Genomic DNA, 25,518 nt, shown 5'->3' with positions numbered 1-25,518 from the left:
ACCACGCTGGTGGACGAAAAAAGAAGAAACGCACCGCCCCAAAACGCCAAACCGTAGGCGTATCATCTGGAGAATTTAGCCTTACAGCAGAGTATTGTCGCGCTTACCAGACACTTCTGAAGCCCCTTACCGTGGGACCATAAAGTGGGAGCGCTTTTACATATCACACGCTCCCCTACACGTCGTGCTCATCGGGGCCAAAACGTTTAAACCACCACTCATCGGGGGGCAGATAACGCTCGACCTCCTGTTTTGAAAATGCGTATTGATAGTGGGCAATATAGCTTTTAATTAACGCGTGGGCTTCTAAAATGGCCTTGGTCTGGCTGTGGCACTGGGCTGCTTTTTCCGGGGGGTTTTTGTCTGGGTGCCAACGTTTGAGTAGGGCCTTGGTGCGGGTTTCAATATCCGCAAGCGAGGCCCGCTCGCTTAGCCCCAGCAGCTCCCGTGCCGCCGAGATGCGGGCATAGAGCCCGGGTGCAGGCTCACGCATCGGGGTCTGACCAACGACGGGTCAGCGCATAACGATCCTGCGCCGTCTGCCATGGCAGCCTTAACATCCCCAGCAACGAGCGGGTGTGCGGCCCTTGATGGGTCGTGATACCAATCTCCATCGCCACATGACCCCGTTTGGGCTGGGCCGTATAGGTGCCAAACAGACGATCCCAAAGGCTTAGGTTAAAGCCAAAGTTACTGTTCGCCTCGGAGGGTAGTGTGGAGTGGTGAACCCGGTGCATATCTGGCGTCACCACCAGCCAACGGAGCAACCGATCCAACCCCAAAGGCAGCGTGATGTTGCCATGGTTAAACATCGCCATGCCATTAAGAATCACCTCAAACAGCAAAACCGCCGCAGGTGGCGGGGCCAAACAGAGGATCGCCGCAAATTTAATACCCATGGAGAGTAAAATTTCTATAGGGTGAAAGCGGGCACCCGTGGTCACATCGTAGTCAGGATCGGCGTGATGAACCTGGTGCAGCCGCCACAGCAGCGGCAGTGCATGGACCAATACATGTTGCAGATAGATAACCCCATCCAACAGCACCACCCCAAGTAGCAGCGCCCATAGGCTGGGGAGGGACCACATTTGCAAGAGTCCCCACCCTTGCTGCTGCACCTGGGCCGCCCAAACCACCGCCGCCATGGGAAACAGCAGCCGCACCAATAGGGTATTGATGAGCACCAGTCCAAGATTGGCGGGCCAGCGTTGCATGCGGGGATGGCGCGGCACCCGCCGGGGACGCCACCACTCCCACACGGCGATCAGCAGAAAAATCGAAAAGAAGGCCACCACTCTTAGCGTGGGTTCCTGCTGCAACAGCCAGCTATCCATGGTTTTCTCAATTGGTTCAAAGCGGTTCTAGGTAAAATCCAAGCGCGGCGCACACCCCAAAAAACAGAGGACCGCCCATCGGTAACGATACGCGGTCTCGTCCCACACAGCTCTGTTGCTCCCCGATTAACGGGTGCTAGCGACCGTCCCGCACTTTGCGTGTGTGGGCATGCTCACGCAAAATGGTTTCCATATCAGAGCTAAAAAAGCTAATGGCCATATAGCGACCATGGGTGCAATTACGGCACTGTGAGCCCGCACTGGCCCACCCCTTAACGCCACTCAAACTACCGGTGCAGCTATCCTGACCACAACGTACTTCGTTGCAGCTGTTGCATTTATAAATTCGCGCAGGGCGACCACCACAGACGGGACAACGAACACTGGACACAAAAGATCTCCTTCACATACCACAGGGGGGCAAGCTGTACAGACAGGGCGCACCCCACGCTGGTTACCTATCTGGGATCCAGCATAGCACACTCTTTCCAGAACAACCCACTGCATTCAATAGAGTTCTATTGTCGGAAATTTTACGACATAAATTCAATGTTTTTTTGAAATAATACCATTTTAGTCGAAATAGTGATCTTGAAATTACCATCACCGGCGACTCAATGACAGGAGCCTCGCGTCCCAATACACCAACCCTGCCCCCCTTACCGCAACGGCAGCAACCGCAAAGCAGCCACCTTAGGCGCGCGGTTTACTCCTCGCGGTTGGTGGTACCGGGAAAGGGTGGCAGTGGTTCATCCAACACCTTGGGTTTCTCGCCAACCTCCGGCTCCAGCGGGATGGGGCAGCGCCCCAAGGGCATCTCCCACTCCGGTTGCGCCGCTAGCACCTCATCATGCCGTAAAAATTCCAATCGGATCTCGACCCGACGGCTCTCTTCGCGGCTGCTACGGATGCTGGTGGAAGCCGCCCCATCAATGATAATCATGCGCTGCAACTCACGCCGTTGCGCCTCACTAACCTCGGCCTCCATCAGGGTACAGAGCACCGCCTGGGCACGGTTCATGCTCAAACGCACATTGTACAAATAGGTTCCAATATCATCGGTATAGCCCTCAATGTGGACCCGTTTTAACCATTTACCCTCACCCTTTTTGCGCACCTTCAGCAACATCGGCACAAAATCTTTAAGCTGCTGACGTACCTGAGCCGAAAGATAAAAACTATCCAGCTCAAAGCGCGCGCTGTTGCCAAAACTGAGGGTCTGCTCCTTACGGTTGATCACCAGAGGCAGGTTGGACTGTGCCGCACTCTGCTCCAAGGCGTCAAACACCTTGGTGATCTCATCTTTGCGCTGGTTTTGGCGCACCTCATCCCGCGAGGCCACCGCGATCATCGAGATACTCATCACCACCAAAAACAGCATCACCAAGGCGGTCATCAAATCGGCATAGCTGATCCAAAAGGGGTTATCCCCCACATCCAGCCGCTTTCTCTCGGGCAATTTACGCAGATTCATGATCGCTCTCTCCCTCCCCCAGCCGATCATGCCAAGCGGGGGCAGGCACCTGTTGCAGGGCGGCCAACAGCGTTGGCCAATCCCGCTCCGCTACCCCCAGCACCGCCAGATAGGGCAACACCTGCTCCAGTGTTGACGGGCCTGCCAGGGCAGCCGTCACCAACCCAACCATAGCCTGCATCACCACCCCTTGCCGAAAAGCCACCGAGCGCCCCGCTTTGAGCAGACTCAACCCCCCATCCGGGTTGGCCACCACCGCCACCACCGCTTCCGGCAAGCCCCAGTGACGGCAGAGCGCCGCCCCCACCTGCTGCTGCTGAAAACCGAAGCTCTCCTGCTCATAAGCCAACCACTGCGCGGGCGTCCACTCCCCATGCCGTTTAAGTTGCATACGGTACTCTGCATGGTGGCCCAGTAAAGTGATGCGCCCAATCCCTTGCAACAGCCCAGCACAATGGGCCAGTTCCCCAGAGATGCGTTGCCGCGCAGGCACCCGCCCCAGTCGCCCCACCAACTCAGCGCAACAGGCCATACATAAACCCCGATGGTGCGCCTGCGCCGCCAAAGGGTAGAGCGGGCTATAGGGGTTGACCATGGGCACCTCTAAAAACAGATCCTCCAGCAGCCCTTCTAACGCCGTCAGCCCCAACTGCACAACCCCCTGGCGTACCCCGCTGCTGGAGCTCGCCTGCAAAACCATCCCGGTCAAGGCGCCATCGCTCTCCACCAGGCCCGCCACCGCCATAAGGTCCGGGGTAAAATCATCCAGCGCATGCCGCAACTGCACCAGCGTGCGCGGCAGGGGTTGAGGCGGATTTTCCGCGATCCACTGTGTGAGCGAGGAGCTCATACGCCTTCTCCCCAATGCTCGACCCAAAAGCCCGCCGAGAGCTCCAACTCCGCCATGGATTGCGCAAACAGCCCCTGCTGCTGGCGTAGCACCCTCTGCCACCACGCCTCAAAATCGGCACGGGTGGCCCCATCAGCCTCCACCGCTACCTGTTTGAAGCGCTCGGCCAAAGGGGCCACCTGCTGCACAAAACGCCCACTTTGCAGAACCCGCTCCAGCGCTTCCTGGTAGATACCGTATTCCATAAGCGAAAGATCTAAGGCAACCTCATGGGAGCTACTCACCGAAATTTGCTCAAACAAGGCACCAAACAGCTTGAGCAACAACCACTGCTGCCAACTGCGCCGTAAGCCATCGGCCTTGCCTGCCCGCAGCGCCGCCAACATGGGCCCACTATTCTCCTCTAAACGCTGCCGCAGCCAGTGGTTAAGCGGCTCCATGGGCTGCTGTTCATCCTGCCGTCGCAGCCAACCCCGTCGCGCCAGCCATAACCCCAAGCCCAGCAAAGCTTGCGCAAACGCCACCCCATGACAGAGCTGCGCCAACTGCTGTTGACCCTGCTGCCCATAGCGCTGGCTGCGGTGCAACCAAGGTGCTGTGGTAAAGGATTCATCCAAATTCTCGGCATAGGGCTCTAACAAAGCCTCCAAAAACAGCCCCCAGCCCTCGCGATCCTGTAACTGCTCAACCAATTTTTGCCACAGCTCCACCCCTTGGGCATGCGCCAAAGGAGGGAGCCATTGATTGAGTAAAGCCAGGGCCTCCAGCAACGCGACCCCGTTGCGTTGTCGCGCATAAGGCTTGTCGCTGCGGCCATGCAGGATCTGCGGCAGCTCGTCATAGAGGGCATGTAATAGGGCATGATTTAATAGATAATAGGCTTCGGCCATATCCACAGCGGGCATGCTCGGCAGTCTCGGCCAAGCCGGCTCGTCTGTAACCGGTTGCGGCCACGCTTGCGCCATGCTGCGCTCCTCGGCGGCCACAAACAGCAACCCCCCTTGCAGGGTGTGCAACAGGCTTAGGGCGATCTCATAACCCAACTCACTGGCATCATCGTCGGCCATAATCACCAGATCATGAAAGGGTGTTGTGCCCCCAGCATCCACAATCTCCCCCGCCTCTTCCAGCAGCGTCACTGACCGCCCCGCCCCCCGCGACAGCCGCAACTGCCGTTGCTGCACCCGCACCGTCAAACGGTGCCCAAGGGTGCCTGCATCCAGCGTGGCAAAGCTGGCTGCTGCCGCAGGATCCCGCAGCATGCGCAGCAGCTCCAAGCGCTCCCCGGCCAGATCATGGCGTACCAAAGTCTCTCCCCGCCACTTCTCCAAACCCAAACGGCCCCGCGCGGTCACCCGCAACAACCGTTGCCGCCAGCCTGCCCCCTTGTTATGCACCAGCAGTTCGAGTCCCGCCTGCCGTAGGCTCCATTGAGGGGTATCATAAAACCGCAACACCCGCTTTTTTATCCCCCCCTGCCCCTGTGCCATGCCCAGCAACGGATGCTGGTGCAGGCTGTTAGCCCGTTCCGGTGGTACCCGTAACCGTATGCACTGTTTGGGAAACATGGAAACGCCTTATTTTTTGACGAGCTTTTTACGTAGCGCATCCATGCGCTCACCCAGCATCTCAATATAGACCGCTTGCTCCTCGCTGGCACCATGGACCACCTTGCGCAACTGCTGCACCAGCTTGTCCGCCGCCTGATCGGTGCTCTCTTCCATATCCCGCCGCATCTGCTCCATATCGCCACTAAAGGCCCGACTCACCTCATTAAGCGCCCCCATCATCCCCTGATGGCGACTCTCGTTCTGAGCATCAATCGAGGCGATACGGTCCACCAACTGGCTCTTTTCTTCTTCTTTACTCTGCACAATACGCTCAGCCCACGCCTCCAAGGTATGCTGCATGGCCGCCTGCTCTTCGGCCATACGCTTTTGCAGCAGGGTTAAGCGGCCATCCATATCGGCCACCAACGCCTCCAACCGTGGGCTCATGCTGGACGGTTCTGCCACCGCCCCTGTACTGCCCGCCTCCCGCTGTTGGCTCAACTGCTCCATCGCCTGGGCCAGTTGATCGCTACGGGCATTGCTCTGGGCCGTACTCTCCTCCAACAGTTTCTCCAACTCACCCAGGGTACCTTTAAGGCTCTCTTCCATCCGTTTTTGCAGCAACGGCACCAGGGCACTGGCATCCACCCCATCCCCAACCGCACCTGCCATAGGCAAGCCCGCGACCGCCTCCAACAGGGCGGCATTCTGCGTCCGGCTCTGCTCGATTAACAGATCCAATTGTTGGGCGATCGGCTGCCACTGAGACGCCTCGCCACCTTGGCTCTGCAACAGCGCACTCACCTCATCCAGGCCCTCCAAAGAGCCCTGTAACATCTGCCCCACCCGCTGCTCTACCTCGTCGGCAAAGTGCCCCATGGTACCGTGCAACAGGTCGCTCAGGTGCGCCTTGAGCCCGGTTATGGCTTGTAGCTGGCTCTCACCCTGCTGCTGGACCAACTGCTCCAACACCGCCTGCTCCACCCCACTGTCCGCCGGACGAGGGGTCGCGTTCCCCCCTTGCAGCTGTTCAAGCATCTGCTTCGTACTGCTCTCCAAACGGTTTTGCATCTGGTCGCTGCGCTGCACCAACCGTAAAGAAAGCCCCTCTAGCGTATTCATCAAGGCTTGATGTCGGTTGCGGTTGGCCTCGCCCATGCTCTCTAGCCGCTCGGCCATACGAGCATCCCGCTCGGCACCGGTCTGCTGCAACAACGCTCGGATCTCATTAAGGGAGAGCCCCATGGCACTCTGCGCCCGCTCCATGCCTTTGCCAATGCCCTCAACCCGCTGCTGTAGTTGCTGCATATTCTCCCGCAAGGTCTGCCCAACGCTGCTGCGCAGACTCTCTACCACCTCCGGCAAATCCTCCGGCAGACTGCTCCGCATGGTCTTGATCGCCTCCATCACGCCACGCTGCATCATGCCCTGCTCGGCGCGCATCTCGCCCAAGCTCTCCTGCACCACCCCTGTCAGCGCATGCTGCCCTTGCAGCGCCTGCTGCACCTCGGCATAGCGCTGGGCCAACTCTGTCACCACACCATCCATACGTGTCTGGCTCTGATCATGGGCACTGCTGGCGCTGTGCAGTGCTTGACGCACCTCATCCTGGGTGCTCTCCAACGCACCTAGGGCATTTTGCAAAAGCCGCTGCACATCCCCCAGCTCCCCCATGCGGGTACGAATCGCCTGTTGCGCATCCATCACCGACTCCATAAAACGGCGGCTCTCCAAGCCATCGGAGCGGGTTAAATTCATGGCATCGGCACTCTCCCGCTGGGCATCCGCCACCCCGGCCAGATTTTCCGAAATGCTCTTTTGGTACTCACGCAGCTTTTTATATTCACTGGCGGTCTCGGCTTGATGCTCCCGCACCTGCAACAACACCTCACCTTGTAGGTTCAGGTTATCTTGCAGATTACCCAACAGCCCTTCAACCCCCTCTTCCAAAGCCAGCTTCTGACTGTTCTGGTTATGTTGGCGCTGCTCCACATAGGCGACCACCCGATCCAGCCCCCCCTTAAGCACATCCAACATGGCAGGTTGTCCCTCCAAGAGACTGCGCAAGCCGGCCAATTGGGCCGCCGGGTCTTGTTCCAACACCTGCGTCAACTGACTCTCCAACCCCTGCAACTGCGCCCCATAACCGCGCATGGCGGTTTGGATCTCCACCACCCCACCCAGCGCTTCGTGCAGATTCACCAACCCCTCACTCTGCTCTTGCTGGTGCTCCTGAATATTCTCCAAACCGCCCGCTAAAGCCGCCAGCACCAACTGCTGACTCTCCAACCCCTGCTGCAAGCCCTGTACGCTGCCATCCAAATTATCAAGCGCTGCCAAACGTTGCTGCTCCTGAGCCAGCTCACCCACCCGGTCGCGCAACTGGGCAAAGGCTGTAGAGATCCGCTCCATGCGGCTTGCCAAAGCGCTCTCTGCGCCCTCGCTACGGCTCTCCAACTGGGTGAGCTGCTGGGCAATGCGCTCTAGGTGATGATCCACCCCTTCCGCTACGCTTTGCGCCTGCTGTTCGGCTTGGTTCAAGCGCTCGGCAATGCCCTGCAACTGCGCCCCGACGCTCTCTTCGCCCAGCTGCGTCTGTTCGGCCACCTGCGTGATCTGCTGGGCCAACCCAGCAAGCTGTTCAAGGTGCTGCTGCTGACCCTGCTGGAGCTGCGCCACGGCCTCCTGCAACTGCCCCTGAACTCTATCCAACTGACTGCCCAGTTCCCCTTGCCGCTGTTGCTCGTTGCTGGCCGCCTGCTGCAACTGGGCGGCTATGCCCTGCAACTGTCGCTCAGTGGCCTCCCCCTCGCCACGAGCCTGTTGTTGAGCCTGCTGCACCAGTTCCACCACCTGCTGCAAGCGGCTCTGCTGCTCTTCATTCATCGCTTCCAAACGCTGGGCACTCTGCTGTTGCGCATCGCCCTTTTGAATCTGCTCTGCCTGTAGTTGAGCCATCATGGCCACTTGACGATCCACCGCCTCGCCCAACTGTTGAAGCTGCTGCCCACCCTGTAATAACGCCTCACTGTTGGCACTGACCAACTGCTGTTCCAAACGGTGCAGCCGGTTGGCCAGTTTGCGTTGCAGCCGCGCCAACCGATCCGCATGCCGTAGATGGATAGACTCCACCAACTGCTGCATCACATCGCCCCGCTGCAAACCCTGTTGCTGGGCCGCCCGCATCTCCTGTTGGGATTGACGGAGATCTTCCATCCCCTCCAGTTGGGTAAGCAACTGCTGCTGTTGCCCTTGCAAAGCCTCGCCCAGCGCATCGGCGGTGCGATCTTGTGCCGCATGCATGGTGTCTAAGCGGCTGGCCAACGCCAGTTGATCCCTCTGCATCGTCTCCCAAAAGCCCCGTTGCGCGGCCTGCTCTTTAAGTAAGCCCAGCTCCTCAGAGACCATGCTCTCCTGCCGGTGCAGCAGTGAAGAAAGATTATCTAAGCTGGTTTGGTGCTGCCCTTGATTGATCTCAACCCCTTGCAAACGGGCATCGGCATCATTGTGCAAGCCCAACAAACGCTCCAACGTCTCTTCTTGCCCCTCTAGGGCATCCCGCACCGCCTCCAACTCCTGCCCTTGATAGAGATCCTGATCCCGCAATTGGTCCAGGCGCGATTCCAACTGGTTTTGCCCCTCCTGCAAGCTTTGAAAATGTGCCTGCTCGGTCTGCTCTCGCTTGGCTAAATCGGCCAGCAGCGTAACCACGCTGCGCTCCATGGTCTGCACCCCGGTTTGCAGCATCTCTTGCAGCGACTCGGACAAAGAGCCCTGCTCCTGAGACATGCGTGCCAGCAACAACGCCTCCCGCTGAGCCGCACCACGATTGAGGTTATCATCCAACTGAGCCAATACCGCCAACAACTGCTGCTGGCCAGAGCCCTGCTCCGACACGCGCTGCGCCAGCGTTTGCCGAATCTCTTGCAGTGCTGACTCCATCACCGGTAAGCTGCGCGCGGCCTCGACCAAAGCGGCATCATCAAGACCACCGCCCTTGTTTTCTCCCGGTGCCACAACATGGGGTTTTAGGCTAAGCAGGCTCTCATTTAAAGCCACCAGCGCGCTCTTTACCCCCTGTAGTAGCTGCTCCTGTTTGGCCAGCGAGCGACCCAGCTCATCCTGGGCGGGCGGCGGTGTAGCGGGCATCAACTGCTCCAAGCGCTGTGCAATCTGCGCCAACAGCTCAGGCCCACGCGCCAGAGCGGCAAGCTGCGCCTGTTGCCCGGCATCCAACTGCTGGGCCAAGCCCTCTAAGCCACCGCGCATGGCCTGGGCCATGGCGGCGTCGGCAGCCACCGCCTGAGTTGGGGGGGATTCCAACAAGCGCTGCAACTGCTGTTGGGTGGTCTGATTAACCCCCTCAAAACGGGTCATGGCCCCTTGCATCTCCGCCGCCATACCCTGCACCAGCTCAGCCAAACGCTCCACACTCTGCCGCTGCAAGCTCTGCTGCTGGGCCGCTTGCTGGGCGGCGTCTGCCATCTGCCGCACCGGTTCGGCCAGGGCTGCGTGCAGGGCACGGGCCGCACCATCATCCCGCTTACCGGGCTCGCCGACACGCCCCCCCTGGCAAGCCATGTCGGCCAGATATTCCGACTCGACCCCGCCAGGAAAAAGATCATCCAAGGTCCCTTGCAAACGGGTGATCTGGGCATAGCGCCAATGCAGCAACAGTTTTTCCACCACGGTGACCGAGATGGCGGTAAGAATGGCAATAAAAGAGGCCACAAAGGCGGTGGAAACACCGGTGAAGAGATGTTTTAGTTGCAGCGTGACCTGACTGGCTTCCACTGTGGGGTTAAAGTCAGTCAGCCCCAACAAAATGCCCGCAAAGGTCGAGACGATGCCCGCCCCGGTAAGAATGCCCGGCAGATGGCGGAAAAACTCCACCCGCATGGGGGTATCCACCAGATTGGTCTGGTTAAAATAGAGCTCAGCGGGTACCGTGCTGCGGTAGTGGGTGGTGGTCACACCGCTCTCGTCCTCCACCATTTGGCGGTGCAGGGAGTCGGTATAGTCGTGCCATAGGCGGGTAAACAGGGGGTAATAGAACCAACTGTAGAGCTCTGGCTCGGCCTCGCCCCGGGCAAACTCGCCCCGCTTAACCGCCCGCGCCAGCGCACCATGGGCCAGACTGACCCTCAGCGCATCCAGCACCGCTTGCCAGACATACCCCCCTAAAAAGAAGAATAAAAAACCACTGATCACCCCCAACAGTGTCATGACGATAGGGGCTTCGGCCTGATTGCTCAGCGGCACAGCCAAAAAGGCCGGCAGTGGCAACACGGTCATCAATTGGGGGGCATGGCCCGAAACCCAAATACCGGCCATAACCGCCAGACCCATTAATACCAAAGACCATATGGTACCGAATAACGGTCCCTTCATGGTGACACTCCAAAGCTGCGAAACCAAACCAACAGGGGCCTGAACCCCCCACCCACCGCCACCCCCTAACCAACCCGCAAGAGAACGGCGCTGGCTTAGAATAAGGCTATCCCGCCGCAAAGACCATGCTTTGCCTGAGCAATGGAGGAAGTTTCACCCAAACCTCTTTTGCATTGCGCCAACCAAGGGCACACAACAAAAGGTGAGATTTAAAGAACCAGCCATCGTTCCCTCAATCCCACGACCACCTATGCAGCTGGCTTGAAAAGCCTCTGTTTGCCCTGCTCACCCAGGGATGCCCCCCATGCAGAGATGAGCATTCAAAACCGGCGGATACCGCTCTACAAGTGCGACCCTTCACTCCATTAAACACATCGCCGGTTGGAGACCCCCTAAACCGACCATTGCCACACCAGCACACCCAAGCAACAGCCACCCTTACAAGGCACCCTCAGCGCAAGAGCACACGCCTGATAAAACTGTTTGATCCATACATAACACGCCTTGTACGATCTAGCCCCGCGCCCGGGGCACATGCTCAGCCACTAACCCCCATGCGTCTTTTCTGCCCAACCAAAACCAGCGCTTAAAAAAAACATAATATATTGCTTTTATTATTCTTTTTAAAATCGCGCCGCCACTATACCAAATTTTCATACCGCCAACAGGGGCTTGGCCCTGGTTTACCCCATTCATTATGCATATTTTTTAACCATTGAAAAAAATAGACGCCTTTTCTTGAGTCGTAATGCTTATATTTTGTGCATATAACGCCACAAAAACGCCCACACCTTTGAATATTTTGGTTGTTTTTCATGTATTTAACTATACATGGCACGACCCGTGCCCTATAAGGTGGCAGAACGGAGTGGGAGAGTCATTGCTTCTCCCTTCACAAGCCCCCACAGCGCCAGCGGCGCTTAGCTAGGCAAAAAAGCAGGAGCCAAACATGAAATGGATCGTAGCCATTATTAAACCCTTCAAGTTGGATGAGGTACGGGAAGCACTCACCTCTGTGGGTATCTCCGGTATCACGGTTTCCGAAGTGCGCGGTTTTGGTCGCCAAAAGGGCCATACCGAACTCTATCGTGGTGCCGAGTATCGTGTGGATTTCCTGCCCAAGCTCAAAGTGGAGCTGGCCGTGGATGACAGCATCCTTGAGCAAGCCGTCGAGGCGATTCAAAAAGGCGCCAAAACCTCCAAAATTGGTGACGGTAAAATCTTTGTGTATGACCTGGAGAGTGCTGTACGCATTCGTACCGGCGAATCTGGCCCCAGCGCGCTATAAGTTTTGAGAAAGAGGAGCAACTCGATGAAATCCATCAAACGAACCCTGCTGCCAGCCGCCGCTTTGGCTATGGGCAGCATTCTGCCCGCTACCGCTTGGGCCGAAGATACTTTAGACAGTGGTAACACCGCTTGGATGTTGACCTCCACCGCGTTGGTCTTGTTCATGACCCTGCCCGGTCTGGCGCTGTTCTATGCGGGCATGGTGCGTTCCAAAAACGTGCTGTCGGTGCTGATGCAGTGTTTCGCCATTGCTGGCGTCATGTCCATTTTGTGGGCGATTTATGGTTACTCCCTGGCCTTCTCCAGCGCGGCGGATGCAGGCGTCAACCAATTCATTGGTGGCATGGGCGACTTTTTCTTAAAGTCGGTTAAGGCGGACTCCCTAAGCGGCTCCATCCCCACCTCGGTCTTTGTTACCTTTCAGATGACCTTCTTCATCATCACCCCTGCGCTGATTGTGGGTGGTTTTGCCGAGCGCATGAAGTTCTCCTCCATGCTGGTTTTCATGGCCCTATGGGGAACCATCGTCTACCTGCCCATCTGCCACGCGGTCTGGGGTGGTGGTTTCATGGCTGAAGATGGCGTGCTCGATTTCGCGGGTGGTACCGTGGTGCACATCAATGCGGGTGTGGCTGGCTTGGTTGCTGCCCTGGTACTGGGTAAGCGTCGTGGCTACCCCACCACCGCCATGCCCCCCCACAACCTGAGCCTGACCGTAACCGGTGCCGCCATGTTGTGGGTGGGTTGGTTCGGCTTTAACGCCGGTTCTGAGTTGGCTGCCGATGGTACTGCTGGCATGGCGATGTTGGTCACCCAACTGGCCGCCGCCACCGCCGCTATCGTGTGGATGGCGCTGGAGTGGATGAAACACGGCAAACCCTCTGTGCTGGGCATTGCCACCGGTGCGGTTGCTGGCCTGGTTGCCATCACCCCTGCTTCTGGTACGGCTGGCCCCATGGGCGGCATCCTGATCGGTCTGGCCGCTGGCTTCTTTGCCTTCATCGGTGCCACCTCCATCAAACGCGCCCTGGGCTACGATGACTCGCTGGACGCCTTTGGTGTGCATGGTATCGCCGGTATCGTTGGCGCCATTCTGACCGGTGTGTTCGCCGATGCCTCCTTGGGCGGCTCTGGCTTAGCAGAAGGCAAGACCATCATGAGTCAGGTTGCGGTGCAAACGACCAGCGTTGGCTACACCATCGTCTACTGTGCGGTTGCGACCTTCATTATCCTCAAGGTACTGGATGTGATCATGGGGCTGCGTGTGGATGACGAAGCCGAAGAGATGGGCTTGGATCTCGCCGAACACGACGAGCGTGGCTACAATATCTAAGTGTACCAAAATGCGGCCCGGTGGCTTGTGCCGGGCCGCACCGCTACAAAAGCTGGACCTCTTCCTTAACAGCCCCCTTATGCGGGGCTGTTTTTTATCCACCCCTTTATGCAACCCAACACCCCCCCCCTTTAATTCCATCTATTTATCTTTCATCCGCATAAACAGTGTGATACTTTTTGATATTCTGGTTGCCTGTATCGACACATGATGCAAGGTCAATGGCATGGCTAAACATTAAAAACCATCTTTTATATCATACTAATAACTATAAATTCGGCTGCAAAGTTAACACACTTCCAGGCAAACACAGCAATCTGGCTAAAGGAACGCTCTTGACGATGGATCGGTTAGAAAGCGTGTTAAACTTTCCCATCCATTATGGTTTAGGGCAAGACTCTCCCATCCGCAGCCAGTGGCAGCAACATAAATTGCTGACCGCCTTTCAACCGATTTTCAGCCTAGCCCACCAGCGCCCAGTCGGGTATGAAGCCTTGGTCCGCCCCTATCACACCACTCTAGGAGCGATCACCCCCAACCAGCTTTTTGGCAACATCAACCCAGAAGATATTATGCAGCTGGACCGCGCCTGTCGCTTGGCTCATGTCGGCAATTTCAAAACTTTAAACCCTGAAAATAGCTGGTTATTTCTTAATGTTAACCCAACCGTTGTATTGCAGGGCATGCAGGGAGATAACCATTTTCTGCGGGATTTGCTGGCCTTCTTCCAAGTACCCGCCAACCGGGTGGTGGTGGAAATTCTGGAAAAAGCCATTGAGGATGAAGCGCTGTTAGTGGACGCAGTGGCCTATTTCCGTGAGATGGGCTGTCTGGTGGCCCTGGATGATTTTGGCGCAGGTCAGTCCAACTTTGATCGGGTCTGGCGTTTGCAACCGGATATTGTCAAACTGGATCGCAATATGATCCACAATGCGGTTACCAACAGCCGCGCCCGCACCGTGCTACCCGGTCTGGTCTCGCTGCTGCACACCGCAGGCTGTCTGGTCTTGTTGGAGGGGATTGAGACTGAAGAAGAAGCCATGATCGCCATGGACACCGAGGCCGATTTTGTACAGGGCTTTCACTTTGCCCGCCCCCAAACCGACCTAGGCACCATTCTACAAAAACAGTGCCGTGATCTCGCCAGCCTGAGCCGTCGGTTTCGCTCCCATGCCATGGATGAAACCCGTCTCATGTGGCAACGCATTCATCCCCAACTTGAGATGTTCACCCAAATGGTTGAGTGTTTTGCAAACAACCCTCAGCCCGAAGCCTTTGACGCTATCTTGAGCCATAGCAGTGTGTTGCGCTGTTTTATTCTGGATGAAAACGGCATTCAACAAGGCCCCAATCTTGAGTCGCCAACCGAGCTTCGAGAGCGCTTCACCCGTTTTAGCCCAGTCTCCGACGCTACCCAGGCAGATTGGTCTCGCAAAGCCTATTTTCGCCGCGCTGCATGCAATGAAGGCACCATTCAGCTCTCGGGTCCTTACCTCTCAATAACCGATGGTCGCATGTGCCTTACCCTTTCCCAAAGCCTCTTCAGCCAAGGCAAAAAAATGATCCTCTGCTGTGATGTGGCCTGGGAAACCAGCACCCCCCTGATGACCGCCTCATTTAGCCCCTCCAGTCAGGGACTGCAACGGGCTACCGCGATTTCGGCTTAGCCAGTTGCCCAACCGCCTCTTGCAACTGCTCGGCCTGAAGCGGGGTCAATGCGATCCACACCCCGCGCCGGGGTGCTGCCAACCAGTAGCTCGACCCCTCTTGCCAGACAGGTATGGTCTCACCCTGCACCTCTAGGGACAACCATGGCGACTTGGGCGCGGCGGCGGGAACTGCGGCAGGTGCGGGCCTAAGTTCAGCCCCCTCCCGCTGCAAGGCATCCTCCACAGCTTGCCATAAGGGACGCGACCAACCCTGCGCCCTCTTACGCCCTAGGTAGCGCGTGCCATTGGGGTGGTGTAAAACGATCTCTGTGATCGGCTCGGCGTAGGCCACCCGCGATAGCCACTCTAATGGCTCTTCATGCAGCAACGCTTCCATCCCGGCATCAATCCACATCATCTGCTGAGGCTCCCAGGGGCGCCACACCCCATATCGCGCCCCCTCACGCTGCAACCCCACCACCCAGCGCTGCCCCTCGGCATGCTCGACGGTCAGTTGCCATGGCAGGGGAGCCTGCGGCGTATAGGGCTCAAAGCGCTGCCCTTGTAGGCTCATCAACTGGCTCAACCAGCGTTGCAGACGCCCTACATGGGCCGGTTGCAGCGGCAGATCCGCCAATTTTACCCACCATCCCCCCGCTTTACGCACCAGTTGAACCGAGCTTTGACCACGCTGATGCAGCGTTATATGGCGCAACCGTAAGGGGCTCCACCCTGGCAGCAGATGGCGGTCCCGCAGTTGCGTCACCGTCTGGCGCAAGGGCTGTAATGGCGCCAACCCCATGAGCACCACCGAACCATCGGCCAAGGCCACATAGCGGGTGGCTGGGGTGGTGCCACGCTTACCCAACTGCATCCCCCACAAGAGCGCCCCTTGGGCATCCTTATAGGTAATGCGCGCCCCCGTTTCGCCAAGACCAAAAGCCCCTGGCTCCACTGGCCCAGCCATCCGCTTTATCCAACGCTGGTTCAGAGGCTCTAGCAGTTGCACCACCGCTTTTTGATCCAACGACCAGCCGGGATGTGCCTGTACTTGCCAAGCATGGGCTTGGCGTTGCAGGGTAATGGCGACACCATGGCTATCTTGATAGTGGATTTGCTCTACCCGATTGGGGTCAAGATAGGCTCGCTGGGGCAACACCACCGGGGGCTGTGGCCGCTGCCACCACAACAGCGCTCCCAGCAGCAACACCAGCAGCAGCAGTTGAGCATTAAAGCGCCAACCCAGCAACATATCTCCCCCCTACAAATGGCGTCGCAACCACCAGATTCGCCCCCCCACCAACAGCAGTAGCAAGGGTAGCAGCAGCACAAACAGTACAAACAGCCCTTGCACCTGGGCCTCATCCATCATCAATCCGGCATCCACCATGGGCTTAGGTTTCAGCGCGATCAGCGCCTCATCCTGCACCAGCCAGCGCACCATGCCCATGGCCAGATCCAGATTGGCCCCATAGCGGCTAAACCCATCGGCTGCAAAATCAGAGTCTGTCACCACCACCAAACGCTGCGCGCCCTCTTGCACCGCCACCCCCATGGTGATGGGACCTTTGATGTCGGTCTCGGCATCAAACGCCACCCGACCACCGCGCCGCTGCACGTGATTATCTTGCTCCAACCAGCCCTGTTCGGCACCCGCCAGCAGTTTTTCCCGATGCCATGGACCCGCTGTGCGAACCAGTTCCAAGCCGCCCGCCGTCACCAAAAACGGAACCTGATCCATGCCCCTGAAAATATCATGCTCTTTGGGAAATTGCGTGATCAAAGGCGTGGTGGGGTTAGCCCCCAACACCTGTGCCCCCACATCAATCACCATGCCCGGCAACCACCGAATACCATAGGGGGTAAGCAGTGCTTGCAATCCGTCATCCTGGCCTGGGTCCAGCATCAACAGCAGCTTACCGCCATCCTCAAACCATGCTTTAAGGTGCTGCAACTCCCCCTCAAACAGGGCCGATTGAGGACCCGCCACCACCAGCAAATCCAGATCATCAGGCACCTGGGGCTGCTGGTGCAAAGCCACTTCGCGCACCCCATAACCTTCATCCCGTAGCTGTTTGGCCCATTGCCCATAGGCCATACGGCCCGCCCCCGCCAGTGCGTGTTCGCCATGTCCCACGAGAAAACCAATCTGTTTACGCTGCGGTTTGGCCAGCCGCAACAGAGCATTGGTAATGCCGGATTCATCGGGCTGCTCCACTTTTTCCCAGCGCTCACCGTGACGCAGGACCAATACCCCTACCCCCTTAACCCCATAGGGTTCCGCCGCAGCGGGGTTAAGGTCGGGGTCTAACAGATGCAGGGTAAGTTGGGGATTGTGTAAGCGGTAACGCTCCAGTAAGCGCCGCAAAATACCGTCGGGATCCCCCCCCTCTTCGACAAACAGAGTCGCCTGCACCGCCCCCAACGCCTTGACCGCCGCCAGGGATTGGGGACTCAGGGTGTGGCGTTGGTTGGCGGTCCAATCCCACTGTCGATCATGCTGATAGCCCCCCCACAGGAGCATCAACAGCAGCGCAAAGCCCAACAACAGCGCCATCCAATAGTGTAGCCGATGCCGCATGTTAACCCCCCCATACCCGTTGCAGATGCAACCGTAGCGTGGCGAGATAGAGGGCAAAGCCACTCAAACCCAGCAGGTAGAGCAGATCCCACAGCCGCAGGGTACCTTCCAAAAAATTTTGCAAACGGTTCATGAGGGAGAGATGGAGCAGAAGCTGTTGCCAACCCGCCTCGGCAGAGCCAGCCATCCACCCGATAATCCATAGCAGCAGCAGCAAGGCAAACGCAAACAGCGCCGCCATGGCCGGGTTATCGGTATGGGCCGAGGTTGCTATGCCCAGCGCACAAAAAGCGGAACTTAACAAGCCCAATCCCAGCATGCCCGCCGCAACCTGCCCCCAATCCAGGCGGGCAAAGGGCAACAACGACAGTGGCAGCAGCACCAACAGGCCCAGCAGTAGCCATAAAAACAGCAGCAATCCAAAAAATTTGCCCAGTACAATGGCACCCGGTGTAATGGCCGAGGTCGCAAGGGCTGGCCAACTGCCCGCCCGTTTTTCACCCGCTAAGGTACCCATCGTTAAAACCGGCATAATCAACAACAACAGCACGGCCACATTGCTCAACAGGGGCAGCATGACAAAATCGCTCAGGGGTAGCTGCTGCACCCCATAGGCACTGTATTGGAGGAGAGCCTGTTTATAGTTGAGCAGCGCCCCCACAAACATGTACCCCCCCAGGGCCAGCCAGATGGCCATCAAACTCCACGCTAGGGGAGACAGCATAAGCATGCGCCAGCTGTGTCGCGTTAAACACCACAAACCCTTCACCGTAGCTCCTCCTGGTCTGTTTGGGCGAGCGCGGTAAAGAGACTCTCCAAGGGGGCCTGCTGAGGCTGCAATTGACGCAGACCCCAATGCTGGGCCACCGCAGCGGCCAGCAAGGCAGGTACGGGATCCGCATCCTGCTGCGGGGTAATGCGCCACCCTCCCGCACAGGCTTCAACATGCGCCACCCCCGGTAGGGCGGCTAACACCGCCTGACCTGGATCGTTGGCTAAACTTACCTGCACCACTTGGGGAGCTTGCAGATGTTGCTCCAGGTCGGCCATACTGGTATCCAGTTGGATTTTGCCTTGATGAATCAACACCACCCGATCACAGGTCATGCGCACCTCAGAGAGAATATGGGTGGATAACAACACCGCGTGCTGTTGGCCGAGACTACGGATCAACAGACAAATTTCCTGGATTTGCAGGGGGTCTAATCCGCTGGTGGGTTCATCTAAAATCACCACCTCTGGGCGATGCACCAAAGCCTGCGCAATACCCGCGCGTTGTTGATACCCTTTAGAAAGATGCCCCAACACGCGCCCGGCCACGGGGTTAAGACCGCATTGCGCCATAACCTGGCTAACCGCCTCACGGCACTGACGGGCCGCCACCCCGCGCAACCGGGCCAAATGGCTCAGATACGCCTGTACCGTCATCTCTTTATAAAGCGGGGGCTGTTCGGGTAGAAAGCCTATATGCGGTTTGGCCTGTTGCGGGTGGCGCAGCATATCCACCCCGGCCACCTGCACCACGCCCTCTGTGGGGGCCAAGAGGCCAGCCAAGATGGACATGGTGGTGGTTTTACCTGCCCCATTGGGGCCCAAAAACCCCACCACTTCGCCCCGCGCGACGGTTAGGTTAACCCCTTGCAAAGCGGATAACGCACCATACTGCTTGCACACGCCCTGCAAGCGGATCAACGGAACCGGCGCGGCATGGGGAGCCTCGGAGTTTGGCGACAGTTTGACTATTTTAGCATCGTTTTGCATATATTTTAATCACACTAAGTTATGTTTTTAACCAATCAGATGCCTGCCAGGCCCATTCCTGATGGCGAAAACCTCCAACATTTAATGCTATACGTTTGTATTCTTTCGATTCTAGCATCGTAAAACAGCATGGCACAGCGATTGCTCAACAATTGCTCGAAGTCGGGGTGCCATACGCTGCCATATTGTGCAAGCCCACCCAGCCCAGCTCACCGAGCATGGATTTTTCGGGAGGATTTTACCCTGCCCAGCGGGGGATGGATGAAAAATGATCCATTTTTTTCATCGGTACGCACGGTTATGTATGACATCCTGAGAAAAATTGATTAATCTATGTGCTGTTTTACGTGACTCACCCCAACCTCTGCCTTTAGAGAGGTTGGATAAGGCGGCCAGTTCGGCCACACCTGCTAGAATTGTGTCACGTTCTGCCTCAGGGGAAAAGTCTCCATCCCTTCCCTGAGGTCCATTGTGGTTTATGTTATGAGATTATTTAGGCAGCCCAACGCTGCTGTGGGTAATCTTTCAGACGGAAGACTCCTTTCACGAAACTGAGGAAGAGCGAAGCATGGCTAATAAGGAAGCGGTAAATAAAGTTCTGGGCATGATCGATGCCAACAATGTGCGCTTTGTTGATTTTCGATTCACCGATTTTAAAGGCAAGTGGCAACACATTACGGCCCCCGCTCGCATGTTGACCGAAGATGTTTTTGAAACCGGACTCGGTTTCGATGGCTCATCCATCACGGGGTGGTGTGAGATCAACAACTCCGACATGGCCTATGTACCCGATCCTGAATCGGCTGTCATGGATCCCTTCTCCGAGGACGCTACCCTGATCCTCGCTTGTAACATCATCGACCCCTTCACCGGTGAAGATTACAGCCGTGACCCCCGCTCCGTGGCCAAACGCGCCGAGGCTTACCTGGCCTATACCGGTATTGCTGACACCGCCTATGTGGGTCCCGAAGCTGAGTTTTTCGTGTTCGACTCCGTGCGTTACAATGTGGGCATGAACAACGTCTCTTACCACATTGATTCCGAAGAGGGCGCTTGGAACACCGGCACCGAGTATGAGGATGGCAACACCGGCCACCGTCCTGGCATCAAGGGTGGTTATTTCCCCGTACCACCTGTGGACTCTCTGCAAGAGATGCGTAATGAGATGTCCAACCTGATGGAAGAGATGGGTCTAACCATCGAATTCCACCACCACGAAGTGGCCACCGCCGGTCAGTGTGAAATTGACATGCGTTTTGGTACCATGCTGCACACCGCTGACAACATTCAGAAATATAAATATGTTGTTCACAATGTGGCCCACCAGTATGGCAAGACCGCAACCTTTATGCCCAAGCCTATGGCGGGTGACAACGGTTCTGGCATGCACTGCCACATGTCGATCTGGAAAGATGGCAAGCCCCTGTTTGCCGGCAACCAGTATGCCGACCTCTCTGAGATGGCTCTGCACTTCATCGGCGGCATCAAGAAGCACGCGAAGGCTCTGAACGCTTTCACCAACCCCTCCACCAACTCCTATAAGCGTCTGATCCCCGGCTTTGAAGCTCCCGTGCTGTTGGCCCACTCCAGCCGCAACCGTTCTGCTTCGATCCGTATTCCCGCTTCTAATAGCCCTGCGGGCAAGCGTTGTGAAATCCGCTTCCCCGATCCCTCTGCCAACCCCTACTTGGCTTTTGCGGCCCTGTTGATGGCGGGTATGGACGGTGTGGAGAACAAGATTGATCCAGGTCCTTCCATGGACAAAAACCTCTATGATCTGCCCCCCGAGGAGCTCAAGGATATCCCAACCGTATGTGGTTCCTTGCGTGAAGCTCTTGAGGAGCTTTCTAAAGATCGTGAGTTCTTGCTCAAGGGTGACGTTTTCTCCAACGACCTGATTGATGCTTACATCAAGATGAAGATGGATGAGGTCTATGCCGTTGAGCATTGCCCCCACCCCATCGAGTTCCAAAACTACTACAGCGTCTAAGCTGTAAGGTTTGCGGGGTCTGCTGCGGCAGACCCCGACGCCACACGCCGGTCTTGTCTAAAGACCGGCGTTTTTTTTTGCGCGTGACAGCATTTTCCACCCAACACCCTGGGCAAACCATGAACCGTAGCCTCACCACGTGCCACGTGTTGAAAGGGTGGGCATGCCCGAACGAAGGTTATGACGCCATCGGATTATTTTAGACGTAACCTGTGCCTTTTTTATCAAGCACCCGGCCCTGTTTATTGCCTACAGAGAAACCATATACTATTTAAAGTTTTGATTTTATTGTCCATTCTGCTGCCGTCCCTTACCACCGTGGCCCAGGGGGCGACATGTCCAGAGGGGGTTACGCCCCAGGTGAAGCTGCTATGGGTACCGGCCCAGGCCGACACGGTACAGCGTATCTCCCCCCAGGTTTTACATGCCAAGCGTGGTTCCGCTCATCTACGGGGTTTTACCACCACGCGTTTTTTCGATAACGCCCAATTTATCTATCAAATTACCCCCCACACTCAGGGTCATCTTTGCTTACAGATGCAAGCGCTTAACATGAAAATTGGCTATGGCCAGACAGCGATGTTTAGCGAGGACAGCTATCCCCCAGAGAGCTGTAACAGCCGGGTCATTGCAAGCCATGAGCAGCAACACCTGCGCATTTACAATCAAACTCTGCTGGCTCAACTGCCCGCTTTAAAAAAGCGGCTGCTGCAAACCTTGCACACCTTGGTGCTCCCCGCCACTAAGCAGACCCTCCCGCAACGCCAACAGGAGATGGAGCAGCCGATCAAACAGCTTATCGCCCTCAGCACAGAGCGTGCCTTTAAGCAGGTACACCAACACAATGCCCGTATCGACACGCTTGAGAACGATCGTTTGGTACACGCCCAATGCCCCCATTGGTAAGCATGCCCACACCCTCCTCAATCACACCGTTGAGCGGCGCAGAGGCACCCCAATTTTTTTCTTTTCCTTTCTTTTACATAACCATTACTGGCAAATTTCACTTAACTGTTGAACAATAGGAGCGTCATCGTCAACCTGTGAAAGAGCCTCATGAAACCCAACTTTTTTACTCTATTTATCCCCTTCATCCTCATAAACTTCGCACAAAACGCTCAGGCTGCCCCCTGCGCCACACCACCACCACCGACCATTTTAATTCAGGAATTACAAGCCAAACCCTTAAACATTAAACGCATTCCACGCTCTGCATTAATTCGAATGGCTGGCATGCCCTATGTGCGGGGCTTAACGAAGGTCAGCAAATTTTTTAAAAGCACTTTTAAGTTTGGTTTACAACGTGCGGACGATGGCACCCTCTGCCTCTATGTAAAAAGTTTAAATCTGGCGCTGGGCTATCAAGATACCGAAATTTTTATGGACAACAGTTACCCCGTCGGCAGTTGCGAGTTTCGTGTGATCAAGCTCCATGAGCTCAAACATGTGCGGATCTACAATGACTCCCTACTCCGAGAGGTTGGCCCCCTTAAACGTACCATTCAACACACCCTCAGCAGCTTGACCTTGCGCAGCAATGATCGTGGGTTGGAACGCAGTAAACAGCAGTTGGAGCGCAAGGTGGGGGATCTGGTCAAACGTGCCTACCGACAGCTGGACCATCAAGCCTCCCAGGAGAATAAGCGGATTGATACCATAAGTGCCTACCGTCGTGAGCAGCAGCGGTGCAGCCAGTGGTAAGCCGCCCGTGCTAATCCAATCAAGTATCCCCCTTTTTATGCCGATGAGTGGGGTAAGGGTTGGCCAGCAAGCGACCCTGCCCCCAAGGACCGTGCCAGCATGTGGCAAAAAGAGTCCATAACAAAAGATTGGCTTTAAGGGAAATGGGCTCATGGTGGAACGAAGCAGCAACTACACTCAATTGATCTCTCAAGCACAGCATAAATTGGAAGAGGCCGAATATAAGCGCCTGCATGGGGGAGAGGCCGTACCCAAGCGCAAAGATATGCCACCCTCTGGATGGGTGAGCATGGCCGATTATGTGCTCAAAGGCAAACGCCCCCCCCGCAAACAGCCCAAACCAAGCCTACCAGATCTGCCCAAGCCCACCCGTTGGGTAGAGATGTATCAATTTGAGCTACAGGGCATGCGGCCCCCCAAAAAGGTGGTCAATGAGCGGGATTTTTTACCCGCATTTTTGCGCAATCCACCCCCCCCGCCCGAGCCACCACCGGAGCAGTCCATTACCGTGTTTGACGCCCTCGCGGAGGTCTATCAGGTAACACGCATGGCGGATAGTGTGGTCTTTCGCACCCTTAACCAGCTGGCCGCCGAGTGTGCTCAGGAGCAGGCCCAGGGCATACGGGATATCCCCTCTGCGCACCGCTGCCAAATGGATTTACAGGAGGTCTCTACCCGCTACGCAGCCAAGGTTGAAGAGATTTGTGACTGGTATTTGGAGAACTATTTCCGCGACATTCGCAACCCCAACGAGCTTGCCTGAGCAGGGGGAGAGAGCATGAAAGTTCTGGACCAAGAGTCGCTGCATACGCTGTTTGAGCATGCCGCCCGACAGCCGCGTAAACGGACCAATCTAAATTGGCATCCCCAATTAGAGGATCCCATTCAGCGGATGTTCAACGCCTTACAGCCGGGTACCTATGTACGCCCCCACCGTCATCAGGCTGGCCGTTGGGAGAGTTTTGTCCACATTTGTGGACGTGCCCTGGTATTAACCTTTGATGATGCAGGCCGGGTCATGGCACGCCAAGAGCTCAGCGAGGCACACACCCGCGCGGTGGAGATTCCCGGTGGTGTTTGGCATACGCTGTTGTGCCTTGCGGCCAATACCGTGGTGATGGAGGTCAAGAGTGGCCCCTATCAGCCCACCGATGACAAAGATTTTGCCACGTGGAGCCCAGAAGAGGGGGATGCTGCCGCCATGAGTCTCTTGGCCTGGATGACCCATGCCCAGCCGGGCAATGGCTACAGCGCCTATTGATTTTAAGCTGTCGCCGTTGTTCCACCAAGCAGATGGCGGGCATCCGGGCTGGACCCTGCCGCCCGCCATGCTTGGGGAGCAATCCAACCCGCGCCCTCTCCTGTTTCACAAACACCCTCAGCGCCAACTTCCGCCTTGACCTGCCCAAGGCAGACACCGGTTTTATAAGGTACGCGCTTCATCAGGGTGGGAATATTCCCTCCAATGGCCCCAGATTGTTCATGGGGTGGGCCATATGGTTCACGTTGCCACCCAAATGCTGCACCCGCTGGGTCATCACGGTAAAGCGTTGGCTCATCTGCTTTACATCGCCCGAGATACCGCCGACATCTCCTTGCATGGCCTGCAAATGCCCCTGCATTTGCCCCACCGATTGCGTCATGCCGCCCATGGTGTCTGCCATACTGACCATACTGGTGGAGATGACCGGCATACCATCGGTACTCACCCGCATATCGTTGACCGAGGCGGTCATGACCTCCATATCCGCCGACATTTTTTCAAAGTTGGAGTACATCTGGTTCATGTTGTCCAACATATCCCCCATAACCATGGCCATATCCTGGATCATAAAGACCAGCATCACACTAGAGGCCACCAGAATGGTCAAGGAGGTGCGAATAAAGAGTTGGGTGCGTTTGGCGATCTGCGCACCGAACACCTCTACCCGCCGCATCTCGTTACCAAAATCTTCTAAAGAGCCAGAGACATAATCCACCACCAGATGGATATTTTTATCTTGCTCCGTCTCATTGGGTTCCTTGCTCATATTACGTGCTCCCCAAGGGCCAAACCTTATTGGAAGGGACTCATCCAGTTAAACAGACGCGCCGGTCGGGACATACGGTTTACATTGCCATCCAAGCCCTGGACCGCATGGTCCATCAGAAAAAAAGTTTGGCTCATAACATTCACATCCTGCCGCATAGCCCCCATCTGTCCTTTAAGCACAGCCATATCCTGTTCAATGCTCTGCATGCTGGCATACATACCCTTTTCATAACCATCCATAGCTTGAACTTGCTGCACAATGTTGGGCATAACCCCCATATTATCCCGCATCGTGGCCACCGATTTTTCCATGGTCTCCACATTTTTGGACATACTTGTAAAGTTGCGGTTCATGGTCTGCACCACATCGATCATAGACTGCATCTGTGTGGTTAGGGTGTAGATCAGCAGCGCCATGATGATGGCCACAATGGCAAAGCTGGCCACCCCCACCCGCAGGATGATGGTCACCCGTTTGGCCACGCGGATATTCATGCCTGAACGAATATCCATAGCCGCGCGAAAGGCATCCACAGAGTGGCGAAATTTTTCGATCTCCTCATCGGTCAAACGCATCTTCAT

At 56.5% G+C, this 25,518-nt stretch carries 21 protein-coding genes; 8 read left to right on the top strand and 13 right to left on the bottom strand.

Annotated elements, in window-relative coordinates; all coding sequences use genetic code 11:
• Nucleotides 1–175: 175 nt before the first annotated feature.
• The 7 genes from MMC1_RS05140 to MMC1_RS05110 form a co-directional block, all read right to left on the bottom strand.
• On the bottom strand, nucleotides 176–493 hold the full coding sequence (locus tag MMC1_RS05140; protein ID WP_011712677.1) for a J domain-containing protein: 318 nt from the start codon (nucleotides 491–493) through the stop codon (nucleotides 176–178).
• Nucleotides 486–1,334, bottom strand: coding sequence for a sterol desaturase family protein (locus MMC1_RS05135; RefSeq protein WP_011712676.1), 849 nt, complete (start codon nucleotides 1,332–1,334; stop codon nucleotides 486–488). Before MMC1_RS05135 ends, MMC1_RS05140 begins: the two co-directional genes overlap by 8 nt.
• A 136-nt stretch (nucleotides 1,335–1,470) precedes the next feature.
• Nucleotides 1,471–1,725, bottom strand: a complete 255-nt coding sequence (locus MMC1_RS05130; protein ID WP_011712675.1) for a hypothetical protein — start codon at nucleotides 1,723–1,725, stop codon at nucleotides 1,471–1,473.
• 315 nt (nucleotides 1,726–2,040) lie between these two features.
• On the bottom strand, nucleotides 2,041–2,808 hold the full coding sequence (locus tag MMC1_RS05125; protein ID WP_011712674.1) for an OmpA/MotB family protein: 768 nt from the start codon (nucleotides 2,806–2,808) through the stop codon (nucleotides 2,041–2,043).
• On the bottom strand, nucleotides 2,795–3,658 hold the full coding sequence (locus MMC1_RS05120) for an HDOD domain-containing protein (protein ID WP_011712673.1): 864 nt from the start codon (nucleotides 3,656–3,658) through the stop codon (nucleotides 2,795–2,797). The genes MMC1_RS05125 and MMC1_RS05120 overlap by 14 nt, the downstream gene beginning before the upstream one ends.
• Nucleotides 3,655–5,226, bottom strand: a complete 1,572-nt coding sequence (locus tag MMC1_RS05115) for a CYTH domain-containing protein (protein ID WP_011712672.1) — start codon at nucleotides 5,224–5,226, stop codon at nucleotides 3,655–3,657. The genes MMC1_RS05120 and MMC1_RS05115 overlap by 4 nt, the downstream gene beginning before the upstream one ends.
• Nucleotides 5,227–5,235: 9 nt before the next feature.
• A complete protein-coding gene (locus MMC1_RS05110) occupies nucleotides 5,236–10,599 on the bottom strand; it encodes a chromosome segregation ATPase (RefSeq protein WP_011712671.1) in 5,364 nt (1,787 codons plus the stop codon).
• A 949-nt stretch (nucleotides 10,600–11,548) separates the two neighbouring features.
• Here MMC1_RS05110 and MMC1_RS05100 point away from each other — a divergent pair.
• The 3 genes from MMC1_RS05100 to MMC1_RS05090 all read left to right on the top strand — a co-directional run bounded on the left by MMC1_RS05100 (nucleotide 11,549) and on the right by MMC1_RS05090 (nucleotide 14,889).
• On the top strand, nucleotides 11,549–11,887 hold the full coding sequence (locus MMC1_RS05100) for a P-II family nitrogen regulator (RefSeq protein WP_011712670.1): 339 nt from the start codon (nucleotides 11,549–11,551) through the stop codon (nucleotides 11,885–11,887).
• Nucleotides 11,888–11,911: 24 nt separating this feature from the next.
• A complete protein-coding gene (locus MMC1_RS05095; RefSeq protein ID WP_011712669.1) occupies nucleotides 11,912–13,222 on the top strand; it encodes an ammonium transporter in 1,311 nt (436 codons plus the stop codon).
• A gap of 341 nt (nucleotides 13,223–13,563) precedes the next feature.
• Nucleotides 13,564–14,889, top strand: coding sequence for an EAL domain-containing protein (locus MMC1_RS05090; RefSeq protein WP_011712668.1), 1,326 nt, complete (start codon nucleotides 13,564–13,566; stop codon nucleotides 14,887–14,889).
• Here the strand turns inward: MMC1_RS05090 and MMC1_RS05085 are convergent.
• The 4 genes from MMC1_RS05085 to MMC1_RS05070 all read right to left on the bottom strand — a co-directional run bounded on the left by MMC1_RS05085 (nucleotide 14,870) and on the right by MMC1_RS05070 (nucleotide 19,213).
• Nucleotides 14,870–16,123 carry a DUF4340 domain-containing protein gene (locus tag MMC1_RS05085; RefSeq protein WP_011712667.1) on the bottom strand — a complete coding sequence of 418 codons (1,254 nt, stop codon included), beginning with the start codon at nucleotides 16,121–16,123 and terminating at the stop codon, nucleotides 14,870–14,872. The two genes, MMC1_RS05090 and MMC1_RS05085, sit on opposite strands and share 20 nt — an antisense overlap.
• Nucleotides 16,124–16,132: 9 nt before the next feature.
• The gene (locus MMC1_RS05080; RefSeq protein ID WP_011712666.1) at nucleotides 16,133–17,452 is read right to left on the bottom strand and encodes a GldG family protein; all 1,320 of its coding nucleotides are present in this window, start codon (nucleotides 17,450–17,452) and stop codon (nucleotides 16,133–16,135) included.
• A 1-nt stretch (nucleotide 17,453) separates the two neighbouring features.
• Nucleotides 17,454–18,149: an ABC transporter permease gene (locus MMC1_RS05075; RefSeq protein WP_011712665.1), complete on the bottom strand. Its 696-nt coding sequence runs from the start codon at nucleotides 18,147–18,149 to the stop codon at nucleotides 17,454–17,456.
• Nucleotides 18,150–18,217: 68 nt separating this feature from the next.
• Nucleotides 18,218–19,213, bottom strand: a complete 996-nt coding sequence (locus tag MMC1_RS05070) for an ABC transporter ATP-binding protein (protein WP_011712664.1) — start codon at nucleotides 19,211–19,213, stop codon at nucleotides 18,218–18,220.
• 568 nt (nucleotides 19,214–19,781) lie between these two features.
• Between MMC1_RS05070 and glnA the strand changes: the two genes are divergently transcribed.
• From glnA to MMC1_RS05045, 5 genes are all read left to right on the top strand, one after another.
• Nucleotides 19,782–21,203, top strand: coding sequence for a type I glutamate--ammonia ligase (gene glnA, locus MMC1_RS05065; protein ID WP_011712663.1), 1,422 nt, complete (start codon nucleotides 19,782–19,784; stop codon nucleotides 21,201–21,203).
• A 288-nt stretch (nucleotides 21,204–21,491) separates the two neighbouring features.
• Nucleotides 21,492–22,109, top strand: a complete 618-nt coding sequence (locus MMC1_RS05060) for a hypothetical protein (protein ID WP_041640834.1) — start codon at nucleotides 21,492–21,494, stop codon at nucleotides 22,107–22,109.
• Between the two features lie 150 nt (nucleotides 22,110–22,259).
• Nucleotides 22,260–22,904 (top strand): hypothetical protein, encoded by a 645-nt coding sequence (locus MMC1_RS05055; protein WP_011712661.1) that lies wholly within the window; start codon nucleotides 22,260–22,262, stop codon nucleotides 22,902–22,904.
• A gap of 151 nt (nucleotides 22,905–23,055) precedes the next feature.
• Complete coding sequence (locus MMC1_RS05050) at nucleotides 23,056–23,667, top strand: hypothetical protein (protein WP_011712660.1); 612 nt, start codon at nucleotides 23,056–23,058, stop codon at nucleotides 23,665–23,667.
• A 15-nt stretch (nucleotides 23,668–23,682) separates the two neighbouring features.
• Nucleotides 23,683–24,165: a WbuC family cupin fold metalloprotein gene (locus MMC1_RS05045; RefSeq protein ID WP_011712659.1), complete on the top strand. Its 483-nt coding sequence runs from the start codon at nucleotides 23,683–23,685 to the stop codon at nucleotides 24,163–24,165.
• A 181-nt stretch (nucleotides 24,166–24,346) separates the two neighbouring features.
• On the opposite strand, the gene MMC1_RS05035 is transcribed toward MMC1_RS05045, so the two are convergent.
• Nucleotides 24,347–24,934 carry a hypothetical protein gene (locus tag MMC1_RS05035; RefSeq protein WP_011712658.1) on the bottom strand — a complete coding sequence of 196 codons (588 nt, stop codon included), beginning with the start codon at nucleotides 24,932–24,934 and terminating at the stop codon, nucleotides 24,347–24,349.
• A 26-nt stretch (nucleotides 24,935–24,960) separates the two neighbouring features.
• On the bottom strand, nucleotides 24,961–25,518 hold the full coding sequence (locus tag MMC1_RS05030; RefSeq protein WP_143711363.1) for a hypothetical protein: 558 nt from the start codon (nucleotides 25,516–25,518) through the stop codon (nucleotides 24,961–24,963).

It is taken from the genome of Magnetococcus marinus MC-1, from assembly GCF_000014865.1.
Lineage (GTDB): Bacteria > Pseudomonadota > Magnetococcia > Magnetococcales > Magnetococcaceae > Magnetococcus > Magnetococcus marinus.
The sequence above is the reverse complement of the archived record's forward strand: the minus strand, read 5'-3'. Positions and strand labels throughout refer to the sequence as shown.